This window comes from Paractinoplanes deccanensis, from assembly GCF_016862115.1.
Taxonomy (GTDB): Bacteria; Actinomycetota; Actinomycetes; order Mycobacteriales; family Micromonosporaceae; genus Actinoplanes; species Actinoplanes deccanensis.
The window spans coordinates 39800-49403 of sequence record NZ_BOMI01000078.1; the positions used below are offsets into that span (position 1 = coordinate 39800).

The window sequence follows — 9604 nt, forward strand, 5'->3', positions numbered from 1 at the left end:
GTCCAAGCATCATGCTGACGACTCGTGCCGTTCCTGCCGTATTGTTCCTCGTGCTGGCCGCCGGCTGCGCCAGCAGTGATCCGGCGGCCGCACCCGCCGAGGCGCCCGCGCCGTCGCCCTCCACCTCACCCTCCGAGGTGATCGACCTGCCCGTGCCCACGGCCAAGACCTCCGGCCCGGCGGGCGAGCCCACCTCCGGCCGGCCCGGCGCCGGAGCCAAGACGATCACCGGCACGGTGACGGCCGGCGTCGAGCCCAACTGCCTGCTCCTGAGCGACTCCACCGGGTCCTACCTGCTGGTCTTCGACGACGCGGCGATGCGCCAGGACGCCCAGGTCGGCCGCAAGGTCACCGTGGTCGGGCGGGCCGCGGAGGGCATGATGTCCACCTGCCAGCAGGGCACACCGTTCGTCGTGACCTCCATCCGCGCGGCCTGAGCTGCCCGGGTGCTGTTAACGTGCCCGCATGCCCGTCGCGGTCGTCACCGACTCCACCGCGTACCTCCCTGCCGAGCTGGCCGGCACCTATGACCTGACGGTCGTGCCGCTCACCGTGGTGATCAACGGCGTCGACGGGCTCGAAGGCCTCGAGATCCAGCCGTCGGACGTCGCCCGCGCGCTCGCCGGGCGGCGCGCGCAGGTGAGCACGTCCCGGCCGGCGCCGTCCCAGTTCGCCGCGGCGTACAAGTCATTGCTCGAAGCCGGCGCCGACGGCATCGTCTCGATCCACCTGTCGGCGAAGCTGTCCGGCACCCACGAGGCCGCCGAACTGGCGGCTGCGGAGATCGGCCCCCAGGTCCTGGTGGTCGACAGTGGCACCACAGGCATGGGCCTGGGCTTCGCGGCGCTGGCGGCGGCCCGGGCGGCCCGCGAAGGACACGACCTGCACGCCGTACGCGACGAGGCGGCCACCCGGGCGTCGCGGGTGAGCACGCTCTTCTACGTCGACACGCTGGAGTTCCTCCGCCGGGGCGGCCGCATCGGGGCGGCACAGGCGCTGCTCGGCACGGCCCTGTCGGTCAAGCCGATCCTGCACGTGGTCGACGGCACGATCGTCGTCAGGGACAAGGTCCGGACGGCGGGGCGAGCGCTGGCGAAGCTGGTCGACTTCGCGGTCGAGGCCTCCGGGGACGGCGAGGTGGACATCGCCGTGCACCACCTGGCGGCCCAGGACAGGGCGGCGGCGCTCGCGGACGCGGTGGCGATGCGGTTGGGGGAGCGGCTGCGGGACTCCTACATCACGGAGCTGGGTGCGGTAGTGGGGGCACATGTGGGGCCGGGGGTGGCCGGCCTGGTGGTGCACCGCCGCTAGCTCTTCGCCGGCCAGGCGGTGGCGGTCCAGCGGGCCGGGTCGGTGTGCGGGGCGACGGTGAGGTGCGCGGCGAGCGCGGACCATGGGCGTACGTCCTCGCCCACCTGGACCTCGTCGGCCCTGGGTAGCAGGGTGGGCTCGTTCCTGGGCCAGATCGCGCGGGTGCGCCAGCCACCCGTCTCGTCGCCGACGAGCTCGATGTCCGCCATCTCGGAGCCGGCCGGTGTCTGCTCCTTCTGCAGCGTGTACTGCTGGATCGCCAAAATGCGTTCCGCCCGGGCCGCGGCGTGGTGCAGGGGATGACCCGGTGGGGCGTCGTACGGGACCGTGCAGCCGTGGGCGTCGCCCGCGTACGCCATGGGGGTGATGGGTCTGAGCGACTTGGCGTAGATCTCCTCGGCCTGGGCGAAGAGGCCCGGCAGGTGCCGGCTGTGATCGGCGGTGACCAGGAGGGTGCCGCGTTCCGGGGCGAAGGCGACGGGGGTGCCGCCGACCTGCGGCGCGAGGCGTTCCAGCCAATGCTCGAGGAGCAGGTGCGAGACCCAGTACGAGTCGCCGTCGTCGACGAAGTGGACCACCACCGGTTCGGGGGCCTCGCCCTGGAGGACGGCGCCGGGAAGGTTGGCGCGGGCCGCGGCGAAGACCTCGTCCGGGCGTACGCCCCAGGCGGCGGGCTGGTCGGCGGTCACGTACGTCATCGTGTCGGGGTGGTCGACGACGACGTGCTCGTAGAGGAAAGGCAGGAACGGCCGGCGCAGGGGTGTGCCGGGGGTGACGCCGCGGATCACGGGGCGGAGCAGCGGGCGTACGTCCGACCACGCCGGGGGGAGGCCGGCCGGGAGAAGGACGCCGGCCAGATGGTGCTCTATGTCCTTTTTCTTGCTGCTGGTGAAATCGGCGAGCTCGAGGATCGTGGGGGTCTCCTCGCCGGGTGCCGTCCAGCGGATCTGGAAGCCGCGGGCGTCGTAGCGCACGCTGGTGGCACCGGCGCGGCGCAGACGCCGCACGACCCGGGCGGCCAGCCGCGCCCGGGCAAGCCTCCGCAGCAAGCCCACGGCGCTACTCCCTCTTCCGGGCTCGGATCACTCGCGCTTCGAGATCATCGTCGTAGATCACGTCGCCGTCCAGACCCCGTTCGGCCAGGGCTTGGCGGGCCGGTTGCTCCTGCGCCTCGGTGATCTCGGACAGGAGCACGCCGTCAGGCGCGAGCCAGGACGCCGCGTCCTCGGCGACGCGGCGAAAGACGTCGAGCCCGTCACCGCCGCCGTCAAGGGCCGCCCGGGGCTCGTGGTCGCGGGCCTCGCTGGGGAGCAGCGGGATGTGGGCGGTGGCCACGTACGGGACGTTGGCCAGGATGACGTCCACGCGGTGGCGCAGGGCCGCGGGGAGCGGGGAGTAGAGATCGCCCTGGTACGCGTGGAGGACGCCGTTGTCGCGAGCGCACTCCACGGCGACGGGGTCGATGTCGGCGGCGTACAGATCGACGTCCGGTTTCTGGCTTTTGACCGCGATGCCGAGCGCGCCGGAGCCGCAGCACAGGTCGACGAGGACGTCGGGCTGCTCGGCGACGGCCACGCGGACCAGCAGCTCGCTGCGGACCCGGGGGACAAAGACCCCTTTGCGCAGCCGTACGTGGAGGCCACAGAAATCCGCGTAGCCGGCGACCTGTTCGAGGGGCTCGCCCTGTGCTCGGCGGCTCACGAGATCGGCCAAGGCGTCGTCGTCCCCGGCGACCGACCGGAGGACAGCGGCCTCGTCCTCGGCGAAGACACATCCGGCGGCGCGGAGCCGCGTCACGGCCGTGGCCAGCGCGGATTCGGTGATTGTCACGGTCTTCCCATAGCACGTTCGAGGCCGGTCGGTGGGTTATCCACAATGCACGGCTGTCCACAGGGCCGGAAGCGCGGGGTCCCGGAATTCCCTAGCGTCCGTGGCGTGCGAGAGCGGAAGAGTGCTGACGAGGCCGTGGCCGAGAGGCTGCGGTCGGCGCTGTCGAGCCCGGACCCCCGCGGGGCGGCCCCGGGCCACGAGGGCGGGCTGGCCGAGCTGTCGGTGGTGGGCTCGCCGTTGCACTGGTCGGACATCATCCCGGCCTGGCCGGACGATGTCGACCTCGATCCGGAGGGGGCGCCTTCGGCCGATTCCCCACCGAGACCCGAGGCACCACCGAGATCGGCTTGGGCCACGCCGCCGGGCGTTCTTTCCGATCGCGCGTCTGCCGGGTCTGCCGGGTCCGCCGGCGTTCCTTCCGATCGCGCGTCTGCCGGGTCCGCCGGCGTTCCTTCCGATCGCGTGGCTCCCGGGTCCGAGCGGCGTTCCCTGCCGCCGCCGGCCTGGGTCTTGCCGGAGGGGGACGAGCCCCACCCGCCAGTTCCCTCGTCCCCCTCCGCCTCTTTCCCGCCGGTCGGCGATCCGCCCCCGGTTGCCGAGGATCCGGTGCCGCTGAGCGCGGTGGGTGCGTTCGGTGCGGGGCGCCGCTTCGGGGTGCGCGCCTTCGATCCGGGCCGGCGTGGGGTCAGGGTGCTGGCCGTGGTGGCGGCGCTGGTGATCCTGGTCGCGGCCGTCCTGGCGTGGCGGGCCCGGCCCCGGGTCGACCCGGTGGAGGCGCCGCCGTTCGAGGCCACTGTGGAAGCCGTGGTCTCCGCGCCCGGGCCGTCGGCCGCCGCCGAGGTGGTGGTCGCGGTCGGCGGCAAGGTGCGCGAGCCGGGGCTCGTCCGGCTGCCGAGCGGCGCGCGGGTCGCCGACGCGCTCGACGCCGCCGGCGGTGCCGAGCCGGGCGTCGACGTGGCGCTGCTCAATCTCGCTCGCAAGGTCGTCGACGGCGAGCTGATCCTGGTCGGGGTGACCCCGCCACCGGGCGCGGTGGTGGCGCCCGGTCCCGCGGTCTCCGGTCCCGCGGCGGCGGCGTCCGGCGGCCCGGTCAACCTGAACACCGCGACGCTGTCCGACCTGGACGGCCTGCCGGGCGTGGGGCCGGTCCTGGCCCAGCGCATCCTCGACGCCCGCGACGCTCAGGGCGGCTTCAAGGCGGTGAGCGACCTGCGCAAGGTCGACGGCATCGGGGACGCCCGCTTCGAGCAGCTGAAGGACCTGGTGACGGTATGAGCCCCACCGGATCCGAGCCACCCCGGAGCGACGGGGCCGATCTGCGCCTGGCCGGGTTCGCCGTGGCCGCCTGGCTCTCGTCGCTGGCCGCGCTCCACCTGTCGGCGCGCTCCGGGGTGCTGCTGGGGGTGGGAGCCGCGCTGGTGGCCGGGCTGGCGGTGGCGCTTCCCGCGCGGCGGCCCTCCACCCTTCCCCGGCGCTCCGGCTGGGCGGCCGGAGTGCCGGGGTTGCGGTGGGCCGGGCTGTCGGTGTTGCTGGGGGTGGCTTGTGGAGGCGTGGCGACGGGGGCTCGTGTCAGCGTTCGTGAGGCGGGGCCGCTGGTGGCGCTCGTGCGGGCGGGAGAGCCCGTACAACTGGAAGTGATCGTGCGTGATGACCCGCGGGCGCTGCGGGGGCCGGCGGGGCCGCCGCCGACGTACCTGGTGGCCGTTGATCTGGTGATGGTGCGCGGTGCGGAGGGTGCGCCGCTGCGGTTGTCGGCGCGTGGGCTGGTGCTGGGCAGCGATCCGGGATGGCGAGGGCTGTTGCCGGGGCAGCGGGTGGGGGCACGGGGCAAGCTGATGCCGCCGCGCGGGGGTGACCTGCGCGCGGCGGTGGCGTCGGTGCGGGAGCCGCCGGTGTTGCTGGGGGAGCCGTCGTGGGCTCAGCGGGCCGCGGGAGTGCTGCGGGCCGGGCTTCAGCGGGCCTGCGAGCCGTTGCCGGACCTGCCGGGCGGGCTGCTGCCGGGGCTGGTGGTGGGTGACACGAGCCGGCTGGACCCGGCGCTCGAGGAGGACTTCCGGACCACCGGCATGACGCACCTCAACGCCGTCTCGGGCGCGAACGTGGCGATCGTGCTCGGGGTCGTGCTCTTCGTGCTGCGGCGCACCCGGGCGGGACCAGTGGTCACGGCGCTGCTGTGCGCGGTGGCGCTGGTGGGGTTCGTCATCCTGGCGCGGCCGTCGCCCAGCGTGGTGCGGGCCGCCGCGATGGGGGCGATCGGGCTGCTCGGGCTGGCGTCGGGCCGTCCCCGGGCGGCGTTGCCGGCGCTGGCGGCGGGGGTGGCGGTGCTGGTCCTCGCCGACCCCGAGCTGGCGGCGGACCCGGGGTTCGCGCTGTCCGTGCTCGCCACGACGGGGCTGCTGCTCCTGGCACCGGTCTGGCGGGACGGGCTGCGCAGGCGCGGATGCCCGGCGGGGCTGGCGGAGGCGCTGGCCGTTCCGGCGGCGGCACAGGTCGCGTGCGGGCCGGTGGTGGCGGGGCTGTCCGGCACGATCAGCCTGGTCGCGGTGCCGGCGAACCTGCTGGCGGTGCCGGCCATCGCGCCGGCCACGCTGCTCGGGGTGGGCTCGGCGGTGCTGTCGCCGCTGTGGCCGGCGGGGGCCGAGTTCGCGGCCTGGGCGGGGCACTGGCCGGCGAGGTGGTTGGTGCTGGTGGCGACGTACGGGGCGCGGATACCGGCGGGCGCGCTGCCCTGGCCGGGCGGGGTGACGGGGGCGGTGCTGCTCGCCGTGGTCACGGCCGGGCTGCTGGTGGCGGCGCGGCGGCCGCTGGTGCGCCGGCTGGTCACGATCGTCGCGCTGGGCGGCGTCCTGGGGGCGCTGCCCGTGCGGCTGGTGGCCTCGGGGTGGCCGCCGAAGGGCTGGGTCGTGGTCGCGTGCGCGGTGGGGCAGGGCGACGCGATCGTTCTGCCCGCGGGCAGGGGCAGCGCGGTGGTCGTCGACGCCGGGCCGGAGCCGAACGCCGTCGATCACTGCCTGCGGCGCTTGGGCGTACGGCGGATAGCGCTCTTCGTGGCGAGCCACTTCCACGTCGACCACATCGGCGGCGTGGCGGGGGTCTTCCGCGGGCGGGACGTGCGGGCCGTGGCGGGGCCGGACTGGCCGGAACCGCCGGCGGGGCGGGCGGCGGTGGCCCGGGCCGCGGGCCGGATGCCGATGCGGGTGATTCGGCACGGGTGGGCGTACGAGGTGGGCGGGCTGGAACTGAGCGTGCTCGGGCCCCTCGACCGGATGCGCGGCACCAACTCCGATCCGAACAACAACTCGCTGGTGTTGCGGGCGCGGGTGCACGGGCGGACGGTGCTGCTGCCGGGGGACGCGGAGACCGAGGAACAGGAGGACCTGCTGCACCGCTTGGGGCCGGAGGCCGTACGCGCGGACGTGTTGAAGGTCGCTCATCATGGGTCGAGCTATCAGTCGCCGGCCTTCGTCGACGAGGTCGATCCGGCGGTGGCGCTGGTGTCGGTGGGGCGGGACAACGACTACGGGCATCCGAACGCGGCGCTGCTGGCCCGCCTCGCGCGGGGCGGGGCCCGGGTGCTGAGGACGGACGAACTGGGCGACGTCGCCGCGGTGGACACCGAACGAGGGCTGGCCGTCGTGGCGCGGGGCAGCCCACCGGCCTCGTGACCGGGCCGCGGCTTTCCGGGTTGCCGGGTCGTGGCTTTCCGCGTCGCCATGCCTCAGCGTCCGCGTCGCCATGCCTCAGCGTCCGCGTCGCCATGCCTCAGCGTCCGCGTCGCCCTGCCCCAGCCTCCGCGTCGCTGAACCGGGCCGTCGGTGGGTGCGGGCGGGGCGGCGCGAGAATCGCGGGATGGAGCTTGAGGTGATCGCGGCGGGGGAGATCAGGCTGCGGCCGTTCTCCGTGGCGGACATCCCGTGGGTGTATGAGGTGTCGCTGGACCCGGCCGTGCAGAAGTACCTCCAGCTTCCGATTCCTTACCGGATGTCGGATGCGGACTTTTTCGTGCGCGAGATGGCGATCGCGGGCTGGGAGCAGGGGCAGCGGGCGGAGTTCGTCGTCGAGCAGGCGGGCGAGGGCGTGCCGCTGGGGCGCGTCGGGTTCGGGCTGGACGGGAGCGGGGCCGCGCAGATCGGTTACTGGATGGATCCGAAGGCGCGCGGGCGTGGCGTGGCCACGGCGGCCGTTCGGGCGTTGTGCGGGTGGGGGTTCGGGACGCTCGGGCTCGGGCTGATCGAGTGGCGGGCCGAGGTGGGGAACGTCGCGTCGCGGCGGGTCGCGGAGAAGGCGGGTTTCCAGTACGAGGCGATCCTGCGGCGGCGGCTCGTGCATCGGGGCGTGCGGGTCGACGCCTGGATCGGGTCGATGCTGCCGGATGATCTGCGATGAGGCGCGGGTGCCCGCTAGGGGGCCCTGTGCCCTGTTCTGGCGTTGCCCCGTCTTCTCGCGTTGCCCGTTCTTCGCATGGCCCTCTTGTTCTCGCGTTGCCGTGTTTTTATCGCGCGAGGTGACGACACGCCCGGGGTCGTCCGATCAGGCATTGCTCGTCGCGGGCGACGAGGGTCGATGGACGAACGGGCCCGAGCGGACGGGCGGGCGGCGGAGGCGGCCTGATGAGGCGAAGGTGATCTGGCCGGTGATATGGCAGAACGCCGATATGTCTGCTTTCGCATTCCCTGACGGGCCGGTCTGCGCTAAGGAGTGAGCCACGCGGAAACGTCAGTCCCTCGTGCGAGGATATTGGACGTGAACACCGCGCCTCCCGTCCCGCTGCTGCTCGTCCAAGGCGATGAGGAATTGCTCGCCTCCCGTGCGATCACCGCGGCGGTCGAGGCGGCCCGGGCCACCGATCCGGGTGCCGACGTCCGGGAGTACGAGGCGGGCGCGCTCGCCGCCGGTGAGGTCGCCGAGATGCTGAGCCCGTCGCTGTTCGGCGGCCGGCGGGTGCTCGTGATCCGCAGTGGACAGGACGCGCGCAAAGACTTGATCGCCGCTCTGCTGGCCTATGCGAAAAATCCCGACCCTGAGGTCTCGCTGATCGTCGCCCACCTGGGCGGGGCCAAGGGCAAGGCGCTGGCCGACGGGCTGCGGTCGGCCGGTGCCACAGTGGTGCCGGCGGCGAAGCTCAAGGGCGACCGGGAGCGGATAGCGTTCGTGCGCGACGAGTTCCGGCGCAACGGCGGGCGCTGCGACGAGGCGGCCGCGGCCGCCCTGCTGGCCTCGGTCGGCAACGACCTCCGGGAGATCGCGGCGGCCTGCTCGCAGCTGCTCGCGGACACCGACGGCAAGATCACTGAGGCGGTCGTGGCCCGCTACTACAAGGGCCGCGCCGAGGTGAGCGGCTTCACGGTGGCCGACGCCGCGATGATCGGTGACGTGCCGGCGGCGCTCGAGGCGCTGCGGTGGGCGTTGCACGTCGGCGTCGACCCGGTGCCGATCGCCGACGCGATCGCCGACGGCGTGCGCACCGTGGCCAAGGTCGCTTCGGCGGGCCGCGGAAACCCGTACCAGATGGCCAGCTCTCTCGGCATGCCCGCCTGGAAGATCCAGCGGGCACAGGAGCGCGCCCGCGGCTGGACGCCCGAGGGGCTGGTCGACGCGATGCGGGCGGCCGCCGACTGCAACGCGGCGGTCAAGGGCGGCGCCGAAGACCGCGGCTACGCGCTCGAGCAGGCCGTCTTCGCGGTGGCCGCGGCGCGCCGGGGCGGTGGCCGATGACCGAGGTGCATCAGCCGCTGTACGCGCGCATGTTGCGCCTGCGGCACGTGGCGCCGAGCGGGTTCCTGTGCTTCGTCTACCTCGAGGGCGCGGTGGCGCTCGGCATCCTGCTCGCCCTGGCCGAGCTGGTCAGCTGGTGGGGCGTGCTCGCGCTGCCGGCGACGGTCGCGGTGATGGTCAAGCTGAACGACGTCATCGCCGGCACCCTGACCCAGGGCGCAATGCCTCAGGCGGCCCGCGAGAGGGCGACTCTGGACGAGCCGGCTTCCGGGCCGATGCTGCGCCCGGCTTTCGAGCGTGCCCCACATGCGGGTCCGGAGTTCCACCGTGCGCCGCATGCGGGTCCGGACTTCCACCGTGCGCCGCATGCGGGTCCGGGCTTTGCGCGCGCTGCGGGTGCCGGTCCGGCTTTTGAACGCGGCCGAGACGCGGGTCCGCCGAATGCACGTCCGGCTTTCGACCACGCACCATATGGCGGCTCGGCCTTCGAGTCCGCGCCGGGTGGACAGACGGCCTTCGAGCGCGCGCCGGCCGGGCAGGTGTCGCCGGACGATGCGACGCGGCGGCTTCCCGGGGTGATCGACGGAGGCTGGGGCGCGCCGATCAAACGGCCGTGGGTGGAAAAGGCCGAGGCGCAACAGCAGTGGATCCGCCAGTCCGCCACGCGCCGCTACGAATAGGCACGTTCCAGCGTTAAGACGCGGCTCGCGCCCGGGGCGCTGGTTCGCCGCGTCCTGGCGCCGGTTCG

Annotated in this window: 8 protein-coding genes and 1 pseudogene; 7 read left to right on the forward strand and 2 right to left on the reverse strand. The window is 74.0% G+C overall.

Annotated elements, in window-relative coordinates; translation table 11 throughout:
- Nucleotides 1–11: 11 nt before the first annotated feature.
- On the forward strand, nt 12–437 hold the full coding sequence (locus tag Ade02nite_RS20630; RefSeq protein ID WP_203765908.1) for a hypothetical protein: 426 nt from the start codon (nt 12–14) through the stop codon (nt 435–437).
- A gap of 28 nt (nt 438–465) precedes the next feature.
- A complete protein-coding gene (locus tag Ade02nite_RS20635) occupies nt 466–1311 on the forward strand; it encodes a DegV family protein (RefSeq protein ID WP_203765910.1) in 846 nt (281 codons plus the stop codon).
- Here the strand turns inward: Ade02nite_RS20635 and Ade02nite_RS20640 are convergent.
- On the reverse strand, nt 1308–2366 hold the full coding sequence (locus Ade02nite_RS20640) for a DUF1444 domain-containing protein (RefSeq protein ID WP_203765912.1): 1059 nt from the start codon (nt 2364–2366) through the stop codon (nt 1308–1310). The genes Ade02nite_RS20635 and Ade02nite_RS20640 overlap by 4 nt on opposite strands.
- 4 nt (nt 2367–2370) lie before the next feature.
- Complete coding sequence (locus Ade02nite_RS20645) at nt 2371–3141, reverse strand: putative protein N(5)-glutamine methyltransferase (RefSeq protein WP_239168916.1); 771 nt, start codon at nt 3139–3141, stop codon at nt 2371–2373.
- Nucleotides 3142–3603: 462 nt separating this feature from the next.
- On the opposite strand from Ade02nite_RS20645, the gene Ade02nite_RS49415 reads away from it, so the two are divergent.
- From Ade02nite_RS49415 to Ade02nite_RS20670, 5 genes and pseudogenes are all read left to right on the forward strand, one after another.
- Nucleotides 3604–4416 (forward strand): ComEA family DNA-binding protein, encoded by an 813-nt coding sequence (locus Ade02nite_RS49415; RefSeq protein ID WP_379037084.1) that lies wholly within the window; start codon nt 3604–3606, stop codon nt 4414–4416.
- The gene (locus tag Ade02nite_RS20655; RefSeq protein ID WP_203765924.1) at nt 4413–6806 is read left to right on the forward strand and encodes a ComEC/Rec2 family competence protein; all 2394 of its coding nucleotides are present in this window, start codon (nt 4413–4415) and stop codon (nt 6804–6806) included. Before Ade02nite_RS49415 ends, Ade02nite_RS20655 begins: the two co-directional genes overlap by 4 nt.
- Nucleotides 6807–6990: 184 nt before the next feature.
- Entirely contained in the window at nt 6991–7527 is a 537-nt protein-coding gene (locus tag Ade02nite_RS20660; RefSeq protein WP_239168918.1) for a GNAT family N-acetyltransferase, read from the forward strand.
- A gap of 348 nt (nt 7528–7875) precedes the next feature.
- On the forward strand, nt 7876–8856 hold the full coding sequence (gene holA, locus Ade02nite_RS20665) for a DNA polymerase III subunit delta (protein ID WP_203765944.1): 981 nt from the start codon (nt 7876–7878) through the stop codon (nt 8854–8856).
- Nucleotides 8853–9101: pseudogene (locus tag Ade02nite_RS20670) on the forward strand (hypothetical protein); the annotation flags it as partial. The gene holA and the pseudogene Ade02nite_RS20670, both read left to right, overlap by 4 nt.
- Nucleotides 9102–9604: the final 503 nt, after the last annotated feature.